At 43.3% G+C, this 26383-nt stretch carries 17 protein-coding genes and 2 tRNA genes; 15 read left to right on the forward strand and 4 right to left on the reverse strand.

Going from position 1 to position 26383, the window contains the following annotated elements:
• The first annotated feature begins 21 nt into the window (after positions 1-21).
• The 3 genes from AC1XUE_RS21115 (at position 22) to AC1XUE_RS21125 (ending at position 2944) form a co-directional block, all read left to right on the forward strand.
• Positions 22-831, forward strand: a complete 810-nt coding sequence (locus AC1XUE_RS21115; protein ID WP_483357968.1) for a hypothetical protein — start codon at positions 22-24, stop codon at positions 829-831.
• A 268-nt stretch (positions 832-1099) separates the two neighbouring features.
• Entirely contained in the window at positions 1100-2005 is a 906-nt protein-coding gene (locus AC1XUE_RS21120; protein WP_483357969.1) for an alpha/beta fold hydrolase, read from the forward strand.
• Between the two features lie 90 nt (positions 2006-2095).
• On the forward strand, positions 2096-2944 hold the full coding sequence (locus tag AC1XUE_RS21125) for a helix-turn-helix domain-containing protein (protein ID WP_483357970.1): 849 nt from the start codon (positions 2096-2098) through the stop codon (positions 2942-2944).
• A gap of 299 nt (positions 2945-3243) precedes the next feature.
• Here AC1XUE_RS21125 and AC1XUE_RS21130 read toward each other — a convergent pair.
• The 3 genes from AC1XUE_RS21130 to AC1XUE_RS21140 form a co-directional block, all read right to left on the reverse strand.
• Positions 3244-3317 (reverse strand) — tRNA-Arg (locus AC1XUE_RS21130).
• Positions 3318-3462: 145 nt separating this feature from the next.
• Positions 3463-4242 carry an enoyl-CoA hydratase/isomerase family protein gene (locus AC1XUE_RS21135; protein WP_483357971.1) on the reverse strand — a complete coding sequence of 260 codons (780 nt, stop codon included), beginning with the start codon at positions 4240-4242 and terminating at the stop codon, positions 3463-3465.
• Between the two features lie 62 nt (positions 4243-4304).
• Entirely contained in the window at positions 4305-4943 is a 639-nt protein-coding gene (locus tag AC1XUE_RS21140; RefSeq protein ID WP_483357972.1) for a hypothetical protein, read from the reverse strand.
• A 218-nt stretch (positions 4944-5161) separates the two neighbouring features.
• Here AC1XUE_RS21140 and asnS point away from each other — a divergent pair, with 218 nt between their 5' ends.
• The 5 genes from asnS to AC1XUE_RS21165 all read left to right on the forward strand — a co-directional run bounded on the left by asnS (position 5162) and on the right by AC1XUE_RS21165 (position 12876).
• Positions 5162-6598 (forward strand): asparagine--tRNA ligase, encoded by a 1437-nt coding sequence (asnS, locus tag AC1XUE_RS21145; protein WP_483357973.1) that lies wholly within the window; start codon positions 5162-5164, stop codon positions 6596-6598.
• 85 nt (positions 6599-6683) lie between these two features.
• The gene (locus AC1XUE_RS21150) at positions 6684-7811 is read left to right on the forward strand and encodes a T9SS type A sorting domain-containing protein (protein ID WP_483357974.1); all 1128 of its coding nucleotides are present in this window, start codon (positions 6684-6686) and stop codon (positions 7809-7811) included.
• 97 nt (positions 7812-7908) lie between these two features.
• Positions 7909-9120 (forward strand): serine hydrolase domain-containing protein, encoded by a 1212-nt coding sequence (locus tag AC1XUE_RS21155; RefSeq protein ID WP_483357975.1) that lies wholly within the window; start codon positions 7909-7911, stop codon positions 9118-9120.
• Positions 9121-9177: 57 nt separating this feature from the next.
• Positions 9178-11127, forward strand: a complete 1950-nt coding sequence (gene nuoL / locus AC1XUE_RS21160; protein ID WP_483357976.1) for an NADH-quinone oxidoreductase subunit L — start codon at positions 9178-9180, stop codon at positions 11125-11127.
• A gap of 78 nt (positions 11128-11205) precedes the next feature.
• Complete coding sequence (locus AC1XUE_RS21165) at positions 11206-12876, forward strand: complex I subunit 4 family protein (RefSeq protein ID WP_483357977.1); 1671 nt, start codon at positions 11206-11208, stop codon at positions 12874-12876.
• 69 nt (positions 12877-12945) lie between these two features.
• Here the strand turns inward: AC1XUE_RS21165 and AC1XUE_RS21170 are convergent, their stop codons facing one another.
• The gene (locus AC1XUE_RS21170; protein WP_483357978.1) at positions 12946-13350 is read right to left on the reverse strand and encodes a hypothetical protein; all 405 of its coding nucleotides are present in this window, start codon (positions 13348-13350) and stop codon (positions 12946-12948) included.
• A 253-nt stretch (positions 13351-13603) separates the two neighbouring features.
• Between AC1XUE_RS21170 and AC1XUE_RS21175 the strand changes: the two genes are divergently transcribed.
• The 7 genes from AC1XUE_RS21175 to AC1XUE_RS21205 all read left to right on the forward strand — a co-directional run bounded on the left by AC1XUE_RS21175 (position 13604) and on the right by AC1XUE_RS21205 (position 24876).
• Complete coding sequence (locus AC1XUE_RS21175) at positions 13604-14719, forward strand: acyltransferase family protein (protein ID WP_483357979.1); 1116 nt, start codon at positions 13604-13606, stop codon at positions 14717-14719.
• 55 nt (positions 14720-14774) lie between these two features.
• Positions 14775-15485: an ATP-binding cassette domain-containing protein gene (locus AC1XUE_RS21180; RefSeq protein ID WP_483357980.1), complete on the forward strand. Its 711-nt coding sequence runs from the start codon at positions 14775-14777 to the stop codon at positions 15483-15485.
• Between the two features lie 183 nt (positions 15486-15668).
• Positions 15669-18725 (forward strand): serine hydrolase domain-containing protein, encoded by a 3057-nt coding sequence (locus AC1XUE_RS21185; RefSeq protein ID WP_483357981.1) that lies wholly within the window; start codon positions 15669-15671, stop codon positions 18723-18725.
• A 105-nt stretch (positions 18726-18830) separates the two neighbouring features.
• Positions 18831-23483: an Ig-like domain-containing protein gene (locus AC1XUE_RS21190; RefSeq protein WP_483357982.1), complete on the forward strand. Its 4653-nt coding sequence runs from the start codon at positions 18831-18833 to the stop codon at positions 23481-23483.
• A gap of 88 nt (positions 23484-23571) precedes the next feature.
• The gene (locus tag AC1XUE_RS21195; protein WP_483357983.1) at positions 23572-24024 is read left to right on the forward strand and encodes a nucleoside deaminase; all 453 of its coding nucleotides are present in this window, start codon (positions 23572-23574) and stop codon (positions 24022-24024) included.
• A 63-nt stretch (positions 24025-24087) separates the two neighbouring features.
• Entirely contained in the window at positions 24088-24693 is a 606-nt protein-coding gene (locus AC1XUE_RS21200; protein WP_483357984.1) for a superoxide dismutase, read from the forward strand.
• A 107-nt stretch (positions 24694-24800) separates the two neighbouring features.
• A tRNA-His gene (locus tag AC1XUE_RS21205) sits at positions 24801-24876 on the forward strand.
• Positions 24877-26383: the final 1507 nt, after the last annotated feature.

Raw genomic sequence — 26383 nt, forward strand, 5'->3', positions numbered from 1 at the left:
GAACAAATATTGAAGACATTTATGATCAGAAAATCGCGTTTCAAATTTGCAATGTTGGCATTGGTAATGCTTTCCACTTCCACCTTAACGTTTGCTCAAAAGTCGAACTCCTCCCTCGAAAAGGATCTTTCGCAGCGCATTAAAATTGCCCCTGAAAGCGTGTTCAAAATGTTTCTTGAAGCTGGAATGAAACCGGTTAATCACCAACTGACACTAATTGAAAGAGAGAAAGTAAATCATGCTTTTGCACTCTTACCACCACTACATCAGCGCATTTTGAAAAAACATTTGCAAAGTATCAGCTTCATGGACAACATGCCAAATACAGCATTAACTTTCCCGGTTGACACGGGCGGTGCAACGAAAATGTTTAACATTACTTTTCGCGCCAGCTTACTGGATGAGAACATTTCTGAATGGGCGACATGGAAAGAAAATACATGTTTCAAGCCAGAAGCAGATTCTAATTATACTGTGCGTGTCGAAGGAGGCAAGATGGACGGGATTGTTTATGTGCTCATGCACGAGGCCACTCACATTATCGACGTGGTGACGGACATTACCCCACACCAGACCGAAGCAAATGCAGTCGTGGAACCGACCGCGTTTACAAAAGATATCTGGCATCTGATGAATGTACCTGCCGAACCATATATTGATTCTCTGCTAGAGCAAACCCGTTTTCGGAGCGGGAAGCCGATACCTGTCAGCCTGGCGCCGCAAGTTTACGAAAAGATGACAAAACGCCCTTTTCCTCCTTATATGCTATGGCAGCATGGTCTGAGGATATCGCCGAGCTTGCAACTATTTATCATCTCACGAATAAGTTAAATCAGCCATTCTATATCGTTGTTAGCAAAAATAATGTAGAGTTGACGCGATTTGAGCCCATGAAAAATGCCCTGGTCAGACAGCGATTAGAGCAACTTGCTACTTTCTATAAGCCATAATTTCACCTCCAGGGAAAAATGTACAAGGCGCATTGACTTTTATCCATTCTTCTGCACGTATTAACCTGCCACCTTTGTAATGTCAAAACGAAATGACAATCCGCTAACGGTTAGCAGGTTAACACAAACAATCTAAACTTACTACTCAGATGAAAACTATTGCCTTGACCATCGCATTCCTATTCACTTTTATCCAAAGCCAACTTCTGTTTGCACAAACACGCAAGCCGGCATCATTAGGAAGAGAAGAATACATTGAAGTTGAAAAAAATGTAAAACTGCACGTGATCGATCTAGGCGAAGGACAGCCCGTTGTCTTTATCCACGGCTGGCCGCTGAACAACGAAATGTACGAATATCAATACCAATATTTGGTTGAAAAAGGATTTAGGGTCATCGGTATTTCACTCCGCGGTTTCGGAAAATCTGACAGACCTTACGGAAAATATGACTTCGACACTTTCTCCGACGACATTAAAGTAGTTTTGGAAAAACTGAAAATTGAGAATGCAACACTTGGCGGATTTTCAATGGGAAGCGCAGTAACACTCCACTTTATAACCAAATATAATGGTGCGCATATCAAGAAGTTAGCCGTATTCGGTGCAACCGGCCCATCATGGAAACAACGCGAAGGCCATCCTTACGGCATCACCGAGCAAGGCGCAACCGATCTCATCAAACAAACAAAAACGAACCGTGAACACCTTGTTGCAGGCTTTGGAAAAGCATTTGAAGGACAGGAAGGCGGACTTTCACCGGAATCGATCAAATGGTTGGAAAGCATCAACCTGAACGCATCACCTTATGCTACTACTCAGGCTATCACTGCATTGGGAGACCTGGACCTGCGTCCTGTGCTTGGGAAAATCAAGATGCCGGTCGCAATATTCCACGGTGTAAATGACAAATTGTGTGACTATGCTCAGGCTGAACAGCTTAACAAAGCCATCAAAGGATCTTACATTGTAAAATTCGAAAAAGGCGGACATGGGTTATTCCTGGAGGAAATGGATAAATTTAACTCCGAACTTGAAAAATTTGCCAGAAACTAATTCGCTGATAAAACCTGTGAAGCAACAAAATAGCTTTACAGGTTTTATCCATTTCAGATTAAAAAATTACTCCTTCATAATCCGATAGCCATGAGTACGACCGTTTTCAATAATAATTTAAAGACGTTAGGATTGCTGCATGTAAGTCAGGAGCAAACAGATGCTATCAATGGACCAGATTATAAGCAGTATATCAAAATCCTCTACCTACCTGCCGGGTACCAACTAAGGGTTGATTTTGCATATTACGATACCTTGCAACCGACACTGTTTTTTATTAGCCCCAATCAATATCTCGAAATCGAAAAAGCAGGCGAAGACCGTGGCTATTTTATTTTTTATAACCGTGACTTCTACTGCATTCAAATCCATGATAAGGAAGTTGCCTGCGATGGACTACTTTTCAATAACATCCGCAATATGCCCAAAGTAGAGGTTTCTAAGGATGAAGATGCTTTTCTGGGAAATTTATTCCAGGAAATGATTCAGGAATTTAGCCTCCATGACAGCTCGCTTGAAGAGATGGTTCGGACATACCTCAAACAGTTGCTGATCCGGGCGACACGCTCCTGGAAAAAACAGCATTTGAACAATGTAGTGATCGAGCAGCAAAGCGACCTGGAATTTTTTCGCAAGTTTACAAGATTGGTAGAAGAGCATTACAAATCCAAACATACCGTTGCTGATTATGCAGATTTTCTTTGCATGGCACCCAAAACAATCACCCACAAATTTAACCGACTCCGATTACCACAGCCCAATGAGGTGATCAAGAACCGGATCATACTGGAAGCAAAACGCTTATTAGTTCACACTTCTCTCACCGCAAAGGAAATCGCGTATGAGCTCGGTTATAATGATCCCGCCTATTTCAGCAGGTTGTTTCAAACTAAAACGGGTGAATCACCGTCGAGCTTTAAAGCTAACTTTTTGAACTAGGAAATATTCACTTCATCATGACAATGATGGTAACGATATTGATTCAGAATGCCAATCAATAATTATCTACTTTATTGCTTCATCCAAAATGTGTATTTTGACAAAAATCGACAAACGGGAAAAAAGCCTGCAAATCAATGATTCACAGGTATTTTAATGCTTTTAGTATTGAATTCAGTAGTCTCTTAGGGATTCAAACGGCACGGGCCACCTGCCCAAACTTGCTGATCCGGATTTGATCCTAATCAAAGCAAGTAAAACAAAAAAGCATCTGATTGCTCAGATGCTTTAACTTTAAGTGGTCTCGTAGGGATTCGAACCCCAAACCTCCTGATCCGTAGTCAGGTGCTCTATCCAATTGAGCTACGAAACCTTCTTATTTAATCCGCAGCTGGTGCTCTATCCAATTGAACGGTCTGCCGCTGCGGCTACGAAACCGACATTCTTAATTGGACTGCAAAGGTATATATAAAATTTAAACTATCAATAGTCGGGCAAAAATATTTTTCAGAGCAACACTAAATACCTTGAAAATCAGGCTTTCTTTTCTGTATAAAAGATTGTATTCCTTCTGCTGCATCGCTGGTTTTGCTTAATTTATCCTGACCTGAAGCTTCCAGTTCAAGCATCGTTATAAGATCCGACTGATAAGTCTGATTGAATGCCTGTTTAATCGCAGCAATGGATTGTGTCGGAGCATGGCGATAATAGCCAATGATTTGTTCCACAGTTTCATCGAGTTCAGCTTCTGGTACTGAACGTGTAATAAGTCCGATTTGTTCGGCTTCCGGTGCGTACACATTCCTGCCTGTAGCGGCAATGTCAAATGCTTTGGCAGCACCAATCAGCCTTGGGAGCAAAAACGTAGCACCGGCATCAGGCATCAACCCTATTTTGACAAACATCTGGCTTAGATAAGACGACTCCTGCGCGATTACCACATCACAAGCTAAAGCAAGAGAGGCACCCGCTCCGGCAGCCAGTCCATTCAAACGACAGATCACCGGTTTGGGAATATTCCTGAGCGCCATGACAACCGGATTGTAATACGCACGAAGCAACTCCCCTGCGCTTTTGCCGGACTGCATTGTTGAAGTCAAATCTGCACCGGAACAAAATGCTTTATTACCAGTAGCTGTGAGCAATAATACACGTACGGATGTATCCTCGGCAGCAGCCTCTACAGCACGCAGTAATTCCTGTAATAATTCAGGGTGGAGCGCATGGTACACTTCAGGTCGGTTAAGCGTGAGACGCGCAACACCGTCCGTTGTGTCGGAAATAATAAACTGATACATAGTCATCCTATTTAATTTCGATCACTAATGTAGCCCTTACCTGTTAATATCCGATATCCAAATTACATGAAAAGATATACCGTCCCCGTTCCGATTGCAAGTCCCCCTAATACACCAGCAACAATCTGCGCAGGTGTGTGGGCATTGAGATACAAACGGGCGCTGGCCAGGAAACCACCTGTTACAATTGCCAGCAAAAGTGGTATGAAAAGTGAGCTTTCATCAAACCGCATCAGAAAAGCGGCGATCATTCCCAATGCACCACCGATACCGGTAGCATGTGCGCTGACCTTCCAGAACAGACTAATGATAGCCACAAAAACAAGCGACAAGGTCACTCCCGCCAATATTATAGAAATTTGAGGAGCAAGTTCGCCGATGGGCTGCAACTGCCATCCAAACAAATAAGTAGCAAAGCCGTAAATGATGATGGTAACCAGATAGGGTAACCTTCTTTCACGCAGGTTGTCCACATGCAGCGAACTCACCAGTCCGAACCGATGAAAATAATAGATAATGACCGCAGGTGCTATAAATGTGTTCAGGAAAATAAGTAGCAAAAGACTGCCAATTGCAGGTAACTCAAGCGCACTTACGCCCACCAGATCGGGAGCGGTCAGGAATAGTAATGCAAAAAGATAAGTAGTGATAATCAGTGGATGAAAAACTACTGAGAGGAATATGGCGATGCGGTTAATCAAAATGAAAACGACTTTATCTGTTGTTGACAGCGAAAATAGTCATTCGACAAACATTTCACTGAGATACAAACGTAGAAAAGTTAGTTCAGGTTTCCCGATATTTTTCAGGGATGAATTTGTATTTTTGCCCGATATCTAATCACATGTTAACAATATACTGATACAGTGCTGTTTAAAAGCAACTGACAGGTTAATATGTCAATACAACTTAATAAACAATGGGACCGTTACAGATCAAAGATTTATTGCTGCAAGCACCGGAATCACAATCCGTTACTCTTAAAGGTTGGGTAAGAACAAAACGTGAAAGTAAAAATGCTATTTTCATAGCGTTGAATGACGGATCAACCATTAATAATATACAGGCTGTTGCGCAACCAGGCCAATTTACACCTGAATTGCTGCTTACAGTAACAACAGGTTCCTGCCTTAAAATTACCGGTAAGCTGGTAGAATCTATGGGAGCGGGCCAGAATGCGGAAGTCCAGATTGAGGATTTGCATGTATATGGAACAGCGGATGCTGATGTATATCCTTTACAACCCAAGAAACACTCTCTGGAATTTTTGCGCGAAATTGCGCACCTTCGTCCACGCACCAATACATTCAGTGCTATCCTTCGCGTTCGCCACAATCTGGCATTTGCAATCAATAAATATTTTCACGACAAAGGTTTCTTTTACCTCCACACACCTATTATAACCGCTTCGGATGCAGAAGGTGCCGGAGAGATGTTTAAAGTAACCACCCTGGATCTAGACAAACCACCAAGAACAGACGAAGGAAAAATTAACTACAAAGAAGATTTCTTTGGACGTGAGGCGAACCTCACTGTTTCGGGACAGCTCGAAGGAGAACTGGGTGCATTGGCACTTTCTAAGATCTATACATTTGGACCGACGTTCCGTGCTGAGAACTCCAATACAACGCGTCACTTGGCTGAGTTCTGGATGATTGAGCCTGAAATGGCGTTTTTTGAACTGCAGGACAACATGGATCTGGCCGAGGATTTTGTGAAAACGGTGATTACCTACGCGCTGGAAAATTGTCAGGATGACCTTAACTTCCTGCAGAACCGCCTGGCCGAAGAAGATAAAAACAAACCTCAAAATGAGCGCTCTATTCCATTACTGGAAAAACTGCGTTTTGTGATCGACAATCCATTCGAAAGACTTACATACACCGAAGCGATCGAAATCCTGCTTCAGTCTAAACCACATAAAGAGAAGAAATTTCAGTACCCTGTGGGCTGGGGCATTGACCTTTCCAGCGAACATGAACGCTATCTGGTAGAGAAGCATTTCAAAAAGCCAGTGATCTTGACCAACTATCCGCGTGAGATCAAGTCATTCTACATGAAACTGGATGACGATGGCAAAACGGTACGTGCTATGGACGTACTTTTCCCGGGAATCGGCGAAATCATTGGAGGAAGTCAACGTGAAGATAATTACGAAAAATTGCTGGAACGTGTAAATGAAGTAGGGATTGATCCTGAAACAATCTGGTGGTATCTCGAAACGCGTAAGTTCGGAACGGCTCCACATTCTGGTTTCGGGCTAGGATTTGAAAGACTTGTACTCTTCGTTACGGGTATGACCAACATCCGCGATGTGATCCCATTCCCTCGTTATCCAAAAAGTGCTGAATTTTAACATAAAGCCGGTTACTTCCATTGCATAACCGCGTATAAGATAGTGTATAGGTTGTAAGGTTTTTACTGAGTTAAAAGCATACACGATGGACACACACTATCATCAACTTAAAAACAGGATCGTGATCATTTTATCAACGATCCTGTTTTTTTCGTTTCATGTTAAAAGCCAGTCATTTCAGATCGTATGGGGAATGAACATGACGCTGGCAGGCAGCTCGTCAAGCAGCAACTTCTCGCCTGCCAACGCAGCTTTAACCGGAGCAAATCAACACGGATTACCAACAGTCCGGTATTACTCACTCGGTGGTGGTGATTATGCGTATGGAACTACCTATTGGCACACAACAGGTGTTCCAAAGTATCTCGAATTTTCTTTTGCTGTCAGCACCTACGAATACGACCTCAACTCCGTATCTTTCAGAGTGCGGCGTTCTCCTGATGGTCCGAAAAGCATATCACTCAGGAGTTCTCTGGATGGATTTGTTTCCGATTTAAATTCATTCAATCTTTCTGCTGATGGTACATTTTATAATGTTTCCGTTCCGATGGGGCTCACCAATCTTTCAAACGGCGTAACCTTTCGGTTGTATGGAGCCAATGCAAATACGTACCTGGGCGTGATGTACTTTGATCAGATTGTAATCAACACCACAGTCCATAATATCGTACTGCCTGTTTCACTTACTTCATTCGTAGCTCGCCTGCATGAAAAGCAGGTAACACTTAAATGGGAAACAAGCTGGGAAAAACATAGTAGGCATTTTGAGATTGAAAGAGGCGCCGACCTCTATTTTTTCAAATCAATAGGAACTGTTGATGCATCGGGAACAACCCGTGGCAGAACGCAATATACTTTCACAGACGAGATCCCACTACCAAATGCAAGTTATTATCGTTTAAAAATGATTGATCTGGATGGTAGTTACACATATTCAGTTATCAGAGATATCTATGTTGATTCACCCAACGCTGAGTGGCAGGTATCTCCCAATCCTGTCACATACGGAACCATCCGGATCAAAGGTTATTTCTTTGGCAAAGTGGAAATTCAGCTGATGGATATGAACGGCAGGCAAATCGAATTTGAAAAAATTTCTGTTGAAACAACAACGCTCTACATCTCACCTCTGAAACCTCTCTCCGCAGGATTATATGTTCTGACACTCATTCTAAATGACAAAAAACAACAAGCAAAAGTATTAGTTCCGTAAGGTTTTGATAGCTTAATTTGTAATAATTTTAAGTAGGTATTTCTTAGAAATTACAAGTAAGGGTCGAACGTTGGGAAAATTTAATGGCTTAAAGCCTATGTTGAGAAAAGTGCAGCCGAAAGTGTGGGTGGCGATCATTGCCGTGTTAGTGATTTTTGTAGTATCCTGGGGACTGATCAGAAGGGGACATACCAAAGAAGAAGTCGAGGAAATCAGTAAAGCTGTCGCGGCAAAACTGGATCCCGAAGTGATCAAAAATCCTGATGCCGAAACCGCAAAGAAAATTTCTGAGATCACTGATATTTTCAGAAGGAAAAGAAATGCCGGTTTTAACGGCAACGTACTCATCGTTCAGAAAGGAAAGATCTTATACCAGAACTCATTTGGCTTTGCGCATCTTAAACAAAAAGATACACTAACCAGCCATTCCAGATTCCAGCTGGCTTCATTATCAAAACCATTCACAGCAATTGCCATTCTGAAATTAATTCAGGAAGGAAGAGTAAGTCTGGATGATTCTGTTCAGCGTTTTTTTCCTGAATTTCCGTATCATGGTGTCAAGATCGACATGTTACTTAGCCACAGAAGTGGTCTTCCCAATTATATCTATTCTTTTCCTGACAGCATCAGACACGGCAAAAAATACCCCTCCAACCTGGAAGTAATCGACTGGTACGGAAAGGTAGTTCCCACTCCCACACCTTACAACAGACCAGGGCGATCTTTTAATTATTGCAATACAAATTATTGTGTACTTGCCGGAATCGTTGAAAAAGTAACAGGTGGGCCTTTTGGAGAATATCTTTTCAACCAGGTATTTGCTCCTCTGGGCATGCTTGAAACATTTCTTGTGACGGACACGACTGCCGCAGCAGTAAAAAATCGTACAGTAGGACATCAGTATGGTCGCCAGCTTGAAAAAGATTATTATGACAATGTCGTCGGCGATAAGGGTCTGTACTCTACCACTGCTGATATTTATCGTTTCTACAATGGCCTGAGCAAAGGATTATTGCTCGATAAAAAACTGCTGGATGAGGCTTTCAAACCAAGAAGTTTCGAACGTGCCGGTATAAGAAACTACGGCTACGGTTTTCGTATGCATACCAAAGAAGATAATACACCACAGTTTATTTACCATGGTGGTTGGTGGAAAGGTTACAATACGATGCTGTGGGTATCTCCTGAAGATGATGCGGTGATCATCGTACTTGGTAATACTTACAATCGGTCGACATACGACCTGAAAGAAATATTAAAAGTTATCCATGGTAACGACAAAGCCGTGGAAGTGGAAAGTGAAATTTAGCTGAATTTGAATTCGGTTACGAATTCAGGATATTTGTCTATTAACAAATTTTGACCCATGCCCGAACCTGCGTATACTTTACCTGCTGTCTTGCTTCTGGGCTTGCCTTTTCTGGCATTCTTTGCACTGTGGCTGGGAGGCAGAAGCCTGAATAAAGTGGCAGGCTTTGCTGGAGCCGCACTTACTGCAGCAGGTTTTACGCTTTCGCTTCTATACGCTCAACCTGATGTATTACATACGGTCCGATTCGAGTGGATGGTTATAGGTTCTTTCCCGGTAGAATTATCGCTTCGGTTCGACAATCTGACTTGCATCATGCTCGCAGTTGTTCACTTCGTAGCTTTTTTGGTACAACTCTACTCTGTTTCCTATCTGCATCATGAGAAAAACCTACATCGGTACTTTGCTTTTATCCAGCTGTTTCTGTTTTCGATGATCGGGATTATTCTCTCCGGCAATCTGTTGGTGATGTATATATTCTGGGAACTGGTTGGCCTTTGCTCATATCTGCTCATCGGATTCTGGTATGAAAAACCACGCCCGGTTTGGGCAGCTCAGAAAGCCTTCGTTTTAAATCGGATCGGCGATGCAGCCTTCCTGACAGGTATTTTAATGCTATTCTACTATATTGGTTCTACCGACTTTGAGGTGCTTTCCATCTCCTTTGATACTTTACAGCCTAATGCACTGACTGCCATTGGCTTGTGTTTATTCGGAGGATGTGTAGGTAAATCGGCGCAGTTTCCGCTATCAGGCTGGCTGCCTGATGCTATGGAAGGGCCTACTCCGGTTTCGGCACTTATTCACGCTGCTACTATGGTAGCCGCCGGTATCTTTCTTCTGGCAAGAATTTCATTTTTACTCACATTTGATGCACGGCTTGTTATTACCTCCATTGGTATGATCACCATGCTGATCGGAGCCGTGAAGGCAACAAGTGTCTGGGATATCAAACGGGTATTGGCTTACTCTACCATGTCACAATTAGGCTTAATGGTCATGGCAGTAGGATTGGGTAGCTGGCAAACGGCTTTTTTCCATCTTACAACGCATGCCTTTTTCAAAGCAGGATTGTTCCTTTCAGCTGGTTCCGTTATACATGCGATTACACCTGTTCAGGATGATCCGCACTTCGACCCACAGGATATGCGTAATATGGGCGGTCTGCGTAAGGCTTTGCCTATCACATTCATTTGTTTTGTGATTTGCTCTTCTGCTTTGGCAGGGCTACCTTTCTTTTCCGGTTTCCTTTCCAAAGATGCTATTATCACCGAAGGATTTATATGGGCTTCAAAGTTTAGTGCATTAGGATATATATTTCCGATTGTGATCATGTTCTCTGCCGGACTTACCGCATTTTACATGACACGTCAATTATGGCTTGTTTTCTTTGGTAAAAAAAGATACAACGCTTCGGCACATGTGCATCCACATGAATCTCCGGCAATAATGTCTATACCCATGATGTTGCTTTCAGCGCTTTCCATATTCACATGGTTCTCGTTCAATCCTTTTGATGCCACCACAGGCTGGTTCATGTCGTTTCTTGGTGTTGAACATTCGACTCATATTGGCTGGGTACCTGTAGCCGCGACGATCGTGACACTGATATCAATAGCATTTGCTTATCGGGAGACTAAAGCTGGCGACCCGTTCCGGATTTATTCAAAAGAAGCTGTGCAGCCAGGATTCTCATTGCTGCGTGCATATTCCAATGATTTTTATTTCCTCGCTCCGTTTGCCTGGATAGCAGACCTGTCAGGAAAGATAGAGAAGCGGATTGTAAATGCTCTTGTCGATGGTTTTGCAAAATGGAATGTAGTACTGGCACATTTACTTGGCTGGGGTGACAAAAATATTTTGGACGGAGGTGTCAGGCTAACTGTGTTTTCCATTCGTTCCGCCGGCCAGTCTGTGCGGAATTTACAAAACGGAAAAATTCAGTCTTATTTTGTAGTAACCATTACAGGCGTGCTTTTGCTGATTATGTGGTTGGTTAATTTTTAAAGAAATTGTAATTAGGTTTAACATTTAAAACCGGCAACCTATACGCCCTGAAAAGCGAACTTTTGCCTAACGCTGATAATGATCGATCATATATTAACACTACTGATTGCTATCCCTTTTCTTGGTGCCATTGCTGTTGCGGCCTTTCCCGACAAGCAGGCCGGCACACCCAGGCTCATCGCACTGATCACGCTTGGCCTCGAAATTCTGGCAACAGTAACGATGTATGCCCTTTTCATTCAGGATCAGCCAGGCTTTCAGCTATCCGAACAGGTAGACTGGATTACGTTGCCAATAGGCTCACTGGGTATCGTTTCAATTGACTATGCCATTGCTATAGATGGAATCAGCTTCCCACTTATTCTCCTTGCCGTTGTAGTACTATTCGTAGGGCTCATCAGTTCATGGAATATCGAAAAACGTGCTAAAGCCTATTTCTCACTATATCTGTTACTTACGGGCAGCGTGATAGGTTGTTTTCTGGCACAGGATTTCTTCCTGTTCTACCTTTTCTTTGAGTTCATGCTACTCCCCATGTATTTCCTCATCGGATTATGGGGTGGTCCCAGACGGGAATATGCAGCATTGAAATTTTTCATATACACCTTCTTCGGCTCATTGCTCATTCTGATCGCCATGATCGCCCTGTATCTTTCCGCTATAGATCCGGTAGAAACAGCCAGGGCAATAGGATTGCTACAGCTCGAAGATCTGCCCGCGCAGGATATCATATTACAGGTACAGCAATGGCTGGCCGACGGCCGGATCGCGCCGGAACAACTTGTTCACACCTTTCGTTTTGAATACCTGGCCGACACAGGCAACTATATACCCGGTTCATTACTGAATGCACTTTCAGGATTTTATATTCTGGATATACCGGTTCGCCTTCTTGTTTTCTGGTTCCTCTTTATTGGATTTGCCGTCAAACTCCCTGTTGTGCCTGTTCACACCTGGCTGCCGGATGCTCACGTTGAGGCTCCCACCCCAATTTCGGTTGTACTGGCTGGAATTCTGCTAAAAATTGGTGGTTACGGTTTTATCCGTATTGTAGACGGATTCTTCCCCTTAGAAGCTCAGTATAGCACCGTCCCTTTAGCCATACTCGGTATGATTTCTATTGTGTATGGTGGTTTCAACGCGCTTGGACAGAGTGACCTCAAGAAAATGATTGCCTATTCATCCGTATCTCACATGGGCTTCGTATTGTTGGGAATTGCTGCGTTTACTGCTGAAGGTATCAATGGTGCTATTTATCAGATGGTGAGTCATGGTATACTTTCGGCCATGCTTTTCCTTTTGGCAGGGGTACTTTATGATCGGACGCACGACCGGATGATCAATCACTACCGAGGGCTGATCATTGTAATGCCACGCTACACCATTCTGACAGGGATTGCATTTTTCGCATCCCTCGGCCTTCCCGGTTTTTCAGGTTTTGTGGGAGAGTTATTTACATTAATGGGAGCCTTTCAGTCTGATAATATGCATGTGCTGATTCCCGCATTATCTACTTTGGGAATTGTACTGGCCGCTGCATATTTCTTGTGGACATATCAACGTATGTTCTTTGGTTCTTTTTGGTATAAAGATGAAAACCAGAACCATATGTTAACAGATCTGAATACAAGAGAAATCAGTATGTTGTTGCCATTGGCTTTTCTTGCCTTGTTATTGGGAATCTTGCCCGGACTTCTTTTCGATATCACCGGACCCTCTGTAGAGGCATGGATCGAAGGATTGAAATAAAATCAGATTACCGAATATGACAGAGGTTTCGTTATGCAACGAAACCTCTTTTGTTATCACAAGACTGAGTTACCTTCCAAACCATTGGTCAAAGCTGAAACGTCCTTTTTTTACAAGTGCTTCCAGTTTTTGTTGCTGCTCGTTAGTGAGTACTTCCAGCATGTCTTGCCGTTTTTGCTCAGCGAGTGCACGGTGATCACGCTTTTTTGAATTCTCCTTACGGGAAAGACGGCGATCCAGACGGGCATATCGTTTATCTATCTTTCTTAACTGCTTTTCCTGGCGATTAGAAAGATTTAACTCATCTCTGAACTTCGTGAGATTCTTTTCAAGCCTCTTATTATTCAGTTTGGTATTTGCAACAGGCTCTTCGTAACGTTCCGAATCGTCACGGGAAGATGCAGTATTAGATGTGGCACAGCCTGATACCCAAAGTGCCGAGATGATCAGAGACAGCATCAAAATCTTTTTCATGGGTAATACATATTTGGGTGAGTTAATTCGAGGCTAATAACGAAAGCGGCCAGACTTAGTATATATCTGACCTGAAACATCACTTCTGAATTTTCATTTAGCTACAGAAATATATGTTTATTCAAATAAATGTAATTTTGTCCCATGCGCCGGATAGTATTTCTTTAAAACTTTCCGGTACTTGTATTGCGCGATAATTTTACAAAAATCCATTTAGCCCAAATTTTATTTCTCCATACCCTTATCACTTACAATGAAAGAAAAATCTGCTTCGCAAAGGCTCCTATCTTTGGATACGCTACGTGGTTTTGACATGTTCTGGATAGCCGGAGGCGAAGAAATCTTTGCAGTGCTTGCCAAAGTGACGGGCTGGTCATGGGCTATTTTTCTGGCGCATCAGTTTACACATCCCGACTGGCACGGGTTCCGGGCTTACGATCTTATTTTTCCAACATTCCTGTTTATGGCCGGGGTTTCAACTCCGTTCTCGCTGGGGAGCCGACTGGAAAAAGGAGTGCCACCTTCGGAACTGATCCGTAAGGTAATTCAGCGGGGGATTGTGCTCGTCCTATTAGGTATCATTTATAATAACGGCATATTCCATACAGCTTGGGAAAATATGCGTTACCCAAGTGTGCTGGGACGTATAGGTTTGGCAGGCATGTTTGCACAGATCATTTATCTGTATACCAATAAGAAAGCACGCTGGATATGGTTTGGAGCTTTATTGATTGGCTATTATGCATTTATGATGCTGTTCCCGGTACCCGGCTGCGGAGCTGGTTTATTAACGATGGAATGTAATCCGGCCAGCTACTTCGACAGATTACTGATTCCAGGACATCTTCACAAAACCATTCATGATCCGGAAGGACTGATATCCACCATTCCGGCAATAGCGACGGGCCTGATGGGGATTTTTGCCGGTGAACTGCTTCGTACCAGTGAGGAGAAAATTTCTGCGAATAACAAAGTAATATACCTCACATTTGCCGGTGTTGCTAGTTTGCTCCTCTGCCTGGTTTGGGATGTATTCTTCCCGATTAACAAAAACTTATGGACGAGCTCGTTCGTATTGTGTGCAGGCGGGTTCAGCGCATTGCTGCTGGCTTTATTCTACTGGGTGATTGATGTTTTGCACTTCCGTAAGTGGACTTTCTTTTTCGTAGTGATCGGCATGAACTCAATCGTAATATATATGGTTGGAGAATACATCAATTTCGGATATACTGCTCATGCGCTTTTTGGAGGCGTATTACATTTATTTCCTGAGCCTGTTGCTGCTGTAGGTGAAGTCCTTACATTTATCGGTGTGCAATGGGCATTTATGTACCTTCTATACAGAAATAAGTTATTTTTGAAAGTTTAAATGTAACAGTGGAGCGTATGCTGTTACATCAACACAGAATCTATCTACTTACTTCATGTCAATTCAGGTTACAAACCTTTCCAAAATATACGGTACACAGCGTGCCATTGACAATATTTCCTTCAATTTGAAACCGGGAGAAATTGTTGGTTTTCTCGGCCCAAATGGAGCGGGAAAATCAACAACCATGAAGATTCTTACCGGATATCTGAAGCCCACATCAGGGAGTGCCACCGTATCCGGTTTCGATGTATTAGTACATCCTATGCCCGCCAGAAGAGCGATTGGATATCTTCCTGAGCATAACCCACTTTATCTGGATATGTATGTGAAAGAATTTCTCCAGTTCTCCGGGAAGCTGTACAACATCAAGGGTACGACTTTAAAAAACCGTGTTGGTGAGGTAATCGCTATGTGCGGGCTGGAAATTGAGCAACATAAAAAAATAGGACAACTTTCGAAAGGTTACCGTCAACGTGTCGGCCTTGCCCAGTCATTTCTGCATGATCCGGAAGTCCTGATTCTTGACGAACCCACCACTGGGTTGGATCCTAACCAGATCCTTGAAATCCGTGAACTGATCAGGACCGCAGGCAGTAACAAGACAGTCCTTTTTTCGACCCACATTATGCAGGAAGTGGAAGCTTTATGCGACAGAGTGATCATTATCAACAAAGGTAAAGTTGTGAGTGACAGCTCACTGGAAACATTACGGCAATCAGGAGAGTCTTTGGAAGATATTTTTAGGAAACTTACCAGTGCTTAGTAACTTTTTCTCCATTTTCACGTATTAACACCCATTAACAAAATCATATTAGAATTGCCTTAAAACATAAAATTATTGCATTTATTTAACGCCATTACTGTTATTATTGTAATGTTTGATGCAAAAGGCATAAGATGTTGAAAGATTGGATGTTGTTACCTCTTTAAAGTCAGTGTTACTATTATGAAGATTTGGTTTGTCAACCGTATCCGGGTTGTCGTGGGCGTCGTTTTATTGGTTGTGTTGAGTTCAGTGGTTGCGGTTGCGTGGAAAATGATGAGCACACGCACAGAAATTGCTATAGTTGCCTCACCTGAAACTAAACCTGCAGCAGTAAAAAACATAAAAAAAAGAACATCTCCTGTACTCGTTTTACCAGAAAATGAGTGGGTCGACAGTACTCTGAAATCTATGACACTGGAGGAGAAGATCGGGCAGCTATTCATGATTGCTACTTTCTCCAACAGAGACGAGTCTCATTACCGTTATATAGATAAACTGGTTTCTGATTACCGCATCGGCGGACTGATTTTTTTCCAGGGAGGGCCTGTCAGTCAGGCAACCCTGACCAATCGTTACCAGTCACACGCCAAAGTGCCACTTTTCATCGGCATTGACGGAGAATGGGGTCTTGGTATGCGTCTCGATAGTACCATTTCATTTCCCAAACAAATGGTATTAGGTTCTATCCAAAATGATGATCTTATATACCAAATGGGTGCAGATATAGCCAGGCAGTGCCGTAGAATGGGCATTCATATCAATTTTGCTCCTGTATCAGATATCAACAACAACCCTAATAATCCGGTGATTGGTATACGGTCATTCGGTGAAGATCGTGAAAATGTAACACGTAAGGCTATCGCCTACATGAAAGGTTTGCAACACAACAAAGTAATTGCTACAGCCAAACACTTTCCTGGTCATGGAGATACGGACGCAGACTCCCATTTTACGTTACCGGTACTCACCCATACCATGGAACAGTTAACGGAAACCGATTTGTATCCGTATAGAAGCATGATCGCGGATAGCCTGATGGGCGTTTTAAGCGGGCATTTGCACGTTCCGGTACTGGATAGCACGCCTCAACTTGCAAGTTCACTATCAGAAAAAGTGATCAACGGGCTTTTACGTAAGGATTTGGGATTCCGTGGACTTGTTTTTACAGATGCCATGAACATGCGTGGTGTGCTTAAAACCGGAAAAGCGGCAGAGGTAAATATGAAGGCACTTGTAGCTGGAAACGATGTATTGCTTTACCCTGAAAATGTGGCGGAAACGATAACGAAAATTAAAGATGCCATTGCTCAGCGTATTATTAGTGAAAAAATTATTGATGATAAGGTAAAAAGAATCCTTCAGGCTAAATATTGGTCGGGACTGAGCAAGTATCAGCCTATCGATATAAATAATTTGTATGCTGACCTGAATGGAGAAAACAGCAAAATGCTGTACCGGGAACTTTGCGAAGCAGCTGTTACAGTTGTTAAAAATGATAATAACCTGATTCCTTTCGGAACATTGGGTGATAACAAAATTGCTTCGGTAAGTGTAGGGGAAGGAACCAGCAGCGCATTTCAGAAGATGCTATCGACTTACAAACCTATGCGCTCGTATAATTTTTACGAATCGCCGACAGAAGGTCAGATTAACGAAATGCTGACTTACCTGCAACCCTATGAAACGGTGATTGTGGACGTACATGGTATATCATCCAATCCGAAAAGATTTTACGGCGTAACCACGGAAACTGTCAATTTCGTAACCAAACTGAAAGAGCAAGGTAAGAAGATCGTACTCTGCCTGTTCGGTTCACCTTACAGTATCCGTTTTTTTCCTGATACCGATGTGTTGATCTGTACTAATCAGGATGGAAAAGAGCAACAGGAAATCGTTCCGCAGATCCTCTTTGGTGCACTTTCGTCACAGGGACGTTTACCGGTTTCAGTACTGAATTACAAAGTTGGCACTGGTGTTTCTACTACCTCTTTGAATAGAATCTCATTTGGCACCCCGGAAAGTGTAGGCATGGATGCCTCCTTACTCAGCCGGATAGATGCCATTGCTACCTCTTCCGTTCAAAATAAGATATTTCCGGGATGCCAGGTTTTGGTAGCCCGCAAAGGGAAAATCGTATACGATAAACAATTTGGTGGATTGAATTATCGCTTCCCTGATCGTGTGAACGAGCAGACCATCTACGATCTGGCCTCTCTGACAAAAGTATCAGCGACGTTACAATCCATTATGCTCCTTTACGACAGAAAACAGATCAATCTGGATGAAAGAGCGTCGCATTATCTCCCTGAATTACTAGCTACCGATAAGGAGAATTTTACTGTACGGGATTTGCTGTTGCATCGCTCCGGAATGATTTCTTTTTATCCTTCATTATGGGACAGAACTAAAACCAACGGAGGCGGCCTTTTACCTCAGTATTACAGTTCCAAAGCCGATAGCAGTTACTATCTTCAGGTGGCTCCGAAACTATTTGCGAAAGGTGCATTGCGCGATTCCGTTTGGAAATGGGTCGTAAAATCTCCGATGAACAATAAGAAAGAAGGTGTTGGTAAATATGGATACCTATATAGCGATCTTGGTTTTATGACACTTCAGAAAATTGTGGAGAAAGTAAGCGGCCAACCACTTGACATTTTTGTTTCTGCTCATATTTATGAACCACTTGGGCTATCTTATTTAGGCTTTAATCCACTCCGTCGTTTTTCTGAAAAACAAATTGCTCCTACCGAACTGGACTATCGCTATCGTGGGCAACTTCTGCAGGGGACAGTCCATGATCAGATGGCTGCCGAGGTCGGAGGGGTGTCCGGCCATGCCGGTTTGTTCGGTACCGCAAGAGATCTTGCCGTATTGATGCAGATGAACTTATGGAAAGGGAGTTATGCCGGACGAAAATACTTTCAATCGGAAACAGTGCCGTTGTTTTCGCGCATGTACGACGCATCCCGCCACCGTGGACTTGGTTGGGATAAAGCGCCTGCAGATGGCAACAGTTCCTATGTCTCGCCTATGGCATCTGTTAATTCATTTGGACATACCGGCTTCACAGGCACTATGGTTTGGGTAGATCCGGATGAAGATCTTCTGTTTATATTTCTTTCGAACAGAGTCAATCCTGATGCAGAAAATAACGCAATCACTACGCAGAGAATTCGTAGAAAAATTCATGATGTAGTATACGCCTCTCTGACCGAAAGGAAATCTGTTCTTCACTAAAATGGTGAGAATGTATTAGAAAATATCTCTAACTTTACCAGTTGATTATGTCAAACTGCAAGCACATTGCTGGACAGTATAAAGTAATAGATATTAGACGGATACATGAAAAGAACATTTATTAAAAAAGGATTTTTTGCTTGCATCATTACGCTTCTTGCAGCCGCTTCAGCATTTGCGCAAACAAGTATCACCACAGGAACTGTCACTCCTGAATCAGTTTGCCCGGGTGAGAGTGTTTCTGTTGCTTTTACATTTAATGGGACCGTTCTTCCCGTCAATAGTTTTGTTGTACAATTGTCCAATGCTACAGGTTCATTTGCTTCACCCACAAACATCGGAACAGGCACAGCGTCACCTATTACCGCAGTAATTCCGAGTGAAGCGGCCGCTGGTGCAGCTTATAAAATTCGTGTTGTTTCTGTTTTAACAGCGGCTCCCACAATACCGCTGATTACAGGTACAGAGAGTACCCAACTTGCCGTAAAATCTGTTCCTGCGGCACCGACAATAACGACCCCACCAAGTTATGTTACTGGCGCAACATCAGCTGCGTTGGTTGCGACGGGTACAACCGGGTCTACTTTAAACTGGTACAATTCATCCGATAGTCCTTTGCCAGGTGCACCGACTCCATCAACGGCCACTGCCGGCACCCAAACTTATAAAGTGAGCCAGACTGTGGCGGGGTGTGAAGGTCCTAAAGCTAGTATTAATGTAACTGTAGCAGCTTGTACAGCCCCGGCAGTGCCGACCACGACAACCTCGGTTAATTATACTATTGGTGATGTTGCTACAGCACTTAATGCGACAGGCGTGACGGGCTCTACACTAAATTGGTATAATTCATCTGATAATTTATTAACAAGCGCACCTGTTCCTACCACTACAACTGCCGGTGCTCAAACTTATAAAGTGTCCCAAACAGTTGGCGGATGCGAAAGTGCTAAAGTAACTGTTACGGTTACGGTTTCTGCGTGTACACCGCCACTAGCACCGACTGCCGTTGCGGTAAGTTATACTGTAGGTGATGCCGCTACGGCACTGACGGCTACAGGAACCGCATTAAAATGGTATGCTAATGCTACAATAGCGACTCCATTAACTGCAGCTCCTGTTCCAACTACCACAGCAGCTGGCGTACAGACCTTTTACGTTTCGCAAACAGTAGGTGGATGTGAAAGTCCAAGAACTATGATCACGGTTACGGTTGCTGCATGTACACCGCCACCAGCACCGACTGTTGCTGCGGTGAGCTATACTGTGGGTGATGCCGCTACGGCACTAACTGCCACAGGAACCGCATTGAAATGGTATGCTAATGCTACAATAGCGACTGCATTAGCCGCAGCTCCTGTACCAACCACTACAGCTACCGGAGTACAGACTTACTACGTTTCGCAAACAGTAGGTGGATGTGAAAGTCCAAGAGCTATGATCACGGTTACGGTTTCTGCGTGTACACCGCCACCTGCTCCTACTGTTGCTGCAGTAAGTTATACTGTGGGTGATGCCGCTACAGCACTGACGGCTACAGGAACCGCATTGAAATGGTATGCAAATGCTACAATAGCGACTCCATTAACTGCTGCTCCTGTTCCAACTACCACAGCAGCTGGCGTACAGACCTATTACGTTTCGCAAACAGTAGGCGGATGTGAAAGTCCAAGAGCTGTAATTACGGTTACGGTTTCTGCATGTACACCGCCGGCTGCGCCTATTGTTGCTGCGGTAAGTTATACTGTGGGTGATGCCGCTACGGCACTAACTGCCACAGGAACCACATTGAAATGGTATGCAAATGCTACAATAGCGACTCCATTAACTGCAGCTCCTGTTCCAACTACCACAGCAGCTGGCGTACAGACCTATTACGTTTCGCAGACAGTAGGTGGGTGTGAAAGTCCAAGAGCCATGATAACTGTTACGGTTTCTGCGTGTGTACTTTCGGCTGCTCCAATAGTTACTTCTCCAACATCTTACTGCGCAAGCACTACTCCAGCCACTGCTTTAGCTGCCACTGGTACTGCGATCAAATGGTATAATGCTGCACAAAGTGCTTTAACATCTGCGCCAATTCCAAATGTAAATGTGAGTACCACAACATCCACAACCTACTATGTGACCCAAACAGAAGCAGGTAAATGTGAAAGTGCAAAAAAAGAAGTAATTATTACCGTAAATAAAACAGTTATGCCGGTAGTGAGTGTAGATCCCGTTGAGTATTGCGTTGGCGAAACTGCGACAGCATTGACCGCTACAGGCACTCGGCTGATTTGGTATTCAGGTGCAACAGGACCTGCAACAATTTCTCCGATTCCTGTTACCACTACTCCTGGAAGTCAGGTTTTCTACGTAAGTCAGACACTGAACGGATGTGAAAGTGAGCGTGCAAGAATTGATGTAAGAATAAAAGCAAGACCAGCAACACCTGCTATTACAGCATTGGCACCTGTTTGTCTTGACCCTAACCAAACTATAGACGCCAGTGTAATTCTGAGTGCGGTAACTCCAAAAACTGGATTATCCTGGTATACCGGTTCCACAGGTGGAAGTGCTACAGCTACGCCGGCAGCCGTATCGACCTCAACAGCTGGCGTAAAAAATTACTACGTAACTCAAACTGTAAACGCATGTGAAAGTGCAACGCGAGGTACTGTTTCCATCGAGGTAAAAGCACTTCCTGCTGCTCCAACCGTTACTCCTCTTGCATTCTGTAAAGAAGAGCCCAACACAACTGCATTGACCGCAACAGGAACTGCTCTTAAATGGTATGCTGCGGCTTTAGGTGGAACTGCTCTTACGACAACTCCTGTACCTGCTACAGCTACAGTGGGAACCGTTTCTTACTATGTGAGTCAAACCGCTGGCTACACTGGAACCACATTAACTTGCGAAAGCCCACGCGCTAAGCTGGATGTGGTTACAAATGCATTACCTGCAACACTGACGGCTTTCTCTGAAGCTCTTTGCCAGGAAAAGGAAGACAAGACATTTACATTTACGGCATCTCCCGCAGCAGCCACAGGAAATACGATTGTGTGGTACAGCGCCGCAACCGGAACAGCCACTGCTCTTCCTACTTTAAATCTAAAGAATTCGGGTGAGACAACTGTTTACGCTGTACAAAAAACAACAGCTACGGGTTGTGAAAGCCCTGCAAGAGTTAGTTATAAACTAAGAGTAAAAGGTCTTCCTGCTAAACCAACTGTTTCGGCTGCTCTGATTGAGTATTGTCAGTTCATTCCTGCAGTCGCTTTATCGGCAACGCCCGTTACAACAGCAACACTTAACTGGTATGGTACCAATGCTACAGGTGGAACAGCTTCTTCAACAGCACCGATTCCTTCAACAGCAGTTGGCGGAACTACTTCTTACTACGTAGCACAAACTCTTGAAGGTTGCCAAGGCGAAAGAGCTAACATTGATGTAAAAATAAATACAACTCCAAAACCGACTACCAAAACATATCTTGAGTACTGTCAGGGAGTTACAGCTCCAATACTTGACGCTACAGGAAGTGTTCTGAAATGGTATCGCCAGTTCAATGATACTGAATGGCAAGGCTATCCATACACTCCATTTACGGAAAAAGTAGAAGACTATTCTTTCTGGGTAACTCAAACAGGTACTAACAATTGCGAAAGTCCTAAAGAGGAGATTAAAATACATATCAAAGCAAAGCCGTCTGCAACTATTTCCGGTAATGTCCAGATAGATCGCGGACAGACAGCTAACCTAACGCTCAACTTCACCGCTGACGGACCATGGCAATATGTGCTTTCTGACGGAAAGACAGGTTCGTCCAGTCAGGCTACTGCTTCTGTTCCGGTAACACCAGCTACAACTACTACCTATTTTGTAACCGATGTTTCCAACTCATGCGGAAGAGGTACGCCAATAGGTAGTGCCCAAGTTACTGTGAGAATACCAACAATCATTACAGGCAGTCCGTCTGTAGCAGAAGCTTGTGCAGGTAAGACCTTTACAGTTCCGTTCCAGCAATCAGGCGATTTCCCTGCGGGCAATACTTTTAAGATACAAATAGCTCAGGAAAATCTGGATGCTAAATTTTACAGTATTCCGTCGGTAGCAACTGCGAATAATATCACAGCTACATTCCCTGATACGACCAAGGGAGGATTCTATTTCGTGAGGGTAATTAATTCCGGCAGCAATGCTTCTTTTGACACAAAAGGAACGGTAAATGCTATAGGTATTACCGCGACTCCCCTGCCAATTGCAACCATAACCGGAACACAAACTGTACTTTTGGGTTCCCCTGCGACTTTAAAAGTGGATATTACAGGTAAAGCGCCATGGTCGTTCACCCTTTCTAACGGCACAAAAGATTCAGTGATTACTGCGGCAACAAGTTCATACTCTTTCCTTGTTTCTCCGAAAACTACCACTACCTACACGATCAGTTCATCAACCAACAGTTGTGGTATTGGTAAAGGAGCAGGTTCTGCACGTGTTCAGGTAGATCCAATTTTAGGTCTCGAACCAACAGGCACCACCTGGCTGAAGGTTTATCCGACCGTTGCCAACCCCGATTGCATAGTTGAATTGACAACAGATACATGGTCAAAAGATGCGAATATAAAGATCCTCGATTTGAATGGAAGAAGTATATTCACCCAACCTATCCGGAGCAAAACAACCACATTGGAATTCAGTAAATATGCATCAGGGCTCTATCTGATACAAGTAGAAAATGGCAATCGTCGTTCTGTAAACAGAGTAATGAAACCTTAATTATACTTAGTTATTAAGGTTTTAATATAGACGGGATATTTGTTGAAGAGCAACAAATATCCCGTTTCATTTTAATGAATATTTCAACATGAATATAGAAGCTGAAATTGCAGATAAGTATTTTATGTCAGAAGCTTTCCGCCTCGCGCAAAGGGCTTACGATGAAGGTGAGATTCCTGTTGGTGCAGTGGTGATAATCGGCGAAAGGATCATAGGAAAAGGATATAATCAGACAGAGAAACTAAAAGACGTAACAGCACATGCAGAGATGCTGGCCATCACGGCTGCATCTGACTATTTGGGAGCCAAGTACCTAAATGACTGTACCTTGTATGTAACCTTGGAACCATGTGTAATGTGTGCCGGCGCTTTGTATTGGACTCAGATGAAAAGAATAGTTATAGGTGCAACGGATGAAAAAAGAGGGTTTTCAAGGCTAGGCACAAAAATTTTACATCCACGTACGGAGCTCATTACAGGTATTTTAGCAGATGAGTCAAAAGATCTGCTTCTTAAGTTTTTTAAAACTTTAAGAACATAAAGCAGTATTCTACTGTTACCAAAACAGCATTAATACATTCGTTAACCATAAACTCAAATTAAAATGGCATTTACACTTGATCCACTACCTTATGCAAACAATGCACTGGAACCGCATTTTGATGCATTGACAATGGAAATACATCATGACCGCCACCACCAGGCTTACGTTACGAATTTGAATGCTGCAATTGCCGGTACAGAGCTTGAAGGCAAAAGCATAGAAGATATATTGGCAAATATCAGTAAAGCGCCTGCGCCGGTACGCAATAACGGAGGAGGACATTGGAATCACTCGTTTTTCTGGAAGTCTCTTTCTGCCAGCGGCGGTGGAGAACCAACAGGAGAACTGGCTAAAGCAATCGAGGCCAAATTTGGCTCATTCTCAGCCTTCAAAGACGAATTTAAAAAAGCAGCAACTGGCCGCTTCGGATCAGGTTGGGCTTGGTTAATTGCTACAGACGGTGGTGTTGCTATTACTTCGTCTCCAAATCAGGACAACCCCTTAATGGATGTTGCTGAAGTGAAAGGTACGCCGATCATCGGTTTGGATGTTTGGGAGCATGCCTACTACCTGAAATATCAAAACAAACGTCCGGATTATATCGATGCTTACTGGAATGTTGTAGATTGGAAAGCAGCTGACGCTCTGTTTGTTGCAAGCAAATAAATTCTAATGGCATATAAAAAGATTTGAAGTTTGTAAAAAAAAGAGAAATCTGCTTGCAAGCTTCAAATCTTTTCATACTTTTGTACTCCGAAACTAAGTTTCAAAACGGAGGTTGTAGCTCAGTCGGTTAGAGCGCTAGATTGTGGTTCTAGAGGTCGCGGGTTCGAGACCCGTCTCCCTCCCATTTAGAAGTTTTTAAAATCAAAAAAATGCCTGTAAATCAATGATTTACGGGCATTTTTGCTTTTCAGATTATATCAAAAAATGCAAAAATTCCCATGTTTTCCAGCGTCATTCGTGTAGTTCAACGCTTGATGAAAATCAAACGATTGTGGAGCGCATAGCATTTATCTGAATTTATGTTTTTAATCAAACATAGCTGTCTTGGAGAGTTTGTTGCCGCTTATTGGGTTAAATCTTACCAGAGTTTAACTGAGAATTACTTACTGACTCATATTGAGAAGTCAGGGAAACGTTATCATGTTTATTGGAAGAGACGAATTATCCAGAAAACGATCCAAGAAAAGCAGACTTATTCTCTAAAGGTTATTCGCATCGGCGATCCCATCCCAACATTACGTTACAAGATTTTCCAATTCGAAGCCACAGAGTATTCATTCATATCAAACGCCATAAATGGCTTAATGGCTCAGCGAGCCGTACTAGACAATGTAATGCACAGGTACTGGCCTGAAGTAGCGGAAGGAACGCGGATAAAGAGTGAGTGTTCCGCTTTTTTACCGGAAAGCTAGCCGAAAGAGCTTGGTAGAGACCAAGGCTAATGATGTTTAGCGTATCGGCCGTTTCTATGGCGTCAATGGCAAAGATTCGTTAGATCATTACAATGATTTTCGGGCGGGTTCAAAGACTGGGACCAGCAAGGGCACGCAAAAAAAGGCTTCTATATCCTGAAAATTTGGGACCACATCTATCAATAGACGAAACCAGCCTTTCCCGTGGTGAACTTTATACAATACTTACCAACAAAGTGGGCCATGAAGTATACCATTGTGGCTGGAACTAAGGCTGAAACAGTTGTTGAAGTCATTCGTCCCCTCCGAATCGCTACGTAAGAAAGTAACTAATCAGACCGCCGACGCGGATCACCTTGCACATGGCCGGTAGCATGACTACGATAGCCAGATGACGTTTTCCAAGGCTATACGAGTCACTGATGGTTTTCCCGTCCAAAGGTTAGCGATTGAAGCCTTGAAAGAAATCCACATCAAACACCGCTAAGAAACCCTGGATGTAGAGAACGACGCTATCAAGCAGGCAAAAGTATCCCAGATTGTAATATCAGCCGGAAATACCGACTAATGGCGATACCATGGAAGAATTATTGGCACGGGCTAGGCATATATTGTAAAAATTGCCCAATACTTGGAGGGATAGCTAAAGAGAAAGGGCTCAACTGTTATTTGACTAGGCGTCCCCAACCGTTTTCCGGACTTCAAGAAAGCATACGACCTGGCCTTAGAGCTCAGTAATATTTCCGCCAGTACAACTATAAATATACGGGCTAACCAGACTCGCTAAGTGGCATGAAAAGATCAGACAATCCGGGTTTCAAATCCTTCAATACAGTCACCCGCTCAATCGAGAACCACTATATATTGCACACGACGTAGCCCAGCCGGGGAAGAGGTGAACATTAAGCACACAAAAAAGACCATCCTTTTGAGATGGT

The organism is Dyadobacter sp. HNCC25DJ187 (assembly GCF_056895255.1).

Bases quoted from the DNA above. Each gene is read 5' to 3' on its own strand.
- AC1XUE_RS21120 (WP_483357969.1), top strand. From the start codon at position 1,100: ATGAAAACTATTGCCTTGACCATCGCATTCCTATTCACTTTTATCCAA.
- AC1XUE_RS21155 (WP_483357975.1), top strand. From the start codon at position 7,909: ATGTTGAGAAAAGTGCAGCCGAAAGTGTGGGTGGCGATCATTGCCGTG.
- AC1XUE_RS21170 (WP_483357978.1), bottom strand. From the start codon at position 13,350: ATGAAAAAGATTTTGATGCTGTCTCTGATCATCTCGGCACTTTGGGTA.
- AC1XUE_RS21165 (WP_483357977.1), top strand. From the start codon at position 11,206: ATGATCGATCATATATTAACACTACTGATTGCTATCCCTTTTCTTGGT.
- AC1XUE_RS21195 (WP_483357983.1), top strand. From the start codon at position 23,572: ATGAATATAGAAGCTGAAATTGCAGATAAGTATTTTATGTCAGAAGCT.
- AC1XUE_RS21125 (WP_483357970.1), top strand. From the start codon at position 2,096: ATGAGTACGACCGTTTTCAATAATAATTTAAAGACGTTAGGATTGCTG.
- AC1XUE_RS21150 (WP_483357974.1), top strand. From the start codon at position 6,684: ATGGACACACACTATCATCAACTTAAAAACAGGATCGTGATCATTTTA.
- AC1XUE_RS21180 (WP_483357980.1), top strand. From the start codon at position 14,775: ATGTCAATTCAGGTTACAAACCTTTCCAAAATATACGGTACACAGCGT.
- nuoL (WP_483357976.1), top strand. From the start codon at position 9,178: ATGCCCGAACCTGCGTATACTTTACCTGCTGTCTTGCTTCTGGGCTTG.
- AC1XUE_RS21185 (WP_483357981.1), top strand. From the start codon at position 15,669: ATGAAGATTTGGTTTGTCAACCGTATCCGGGTTGTCGTGGGCGTCGTT.
- asnS (WP_483357973.1), top strand. From the start codon at position 5,162: ATGGGACCGTTACAGATCAAAGATTTATTGCTGCAAGCACCGGAATCA.
- AC1XUE_RS21190 (WP_483357982.1), top strand. From the start codon at position 18,831: ATGAAAAGAACATTTATTAAAAAAGGATTTTTTGCTTGCATCATTACG.
- AC1XUE_RS21135 (WP_483357971.1), bottom strand. From the start codon at position 4,242: ATGTATCAGTTTATTATTTCCGACACAACGGACGGTGTTGCGCGTCTC.
- AC1XUE_RS21200 (WP_483357984.1), top strand. From the start codon at position 24,088: ATGGCATTTACACTTGATCCACTACCTTATGCAAACAATGCACTGGAA.
- AC1XUE_RS21175 (WP_483357979.1), top strand. From the start codon at position 13,604: ATGAAAGAAAAATCTGCTTCGCAAAGGCTCCTATCTTTGGATACGCTA.
- AC1XUE_RS21115 (WP_483357968.1), top strand. From the start codon at position 22: ATGATCAGAAAATCGCGTTTCAAATTTGCAATGTTGGCATTGGTAATG.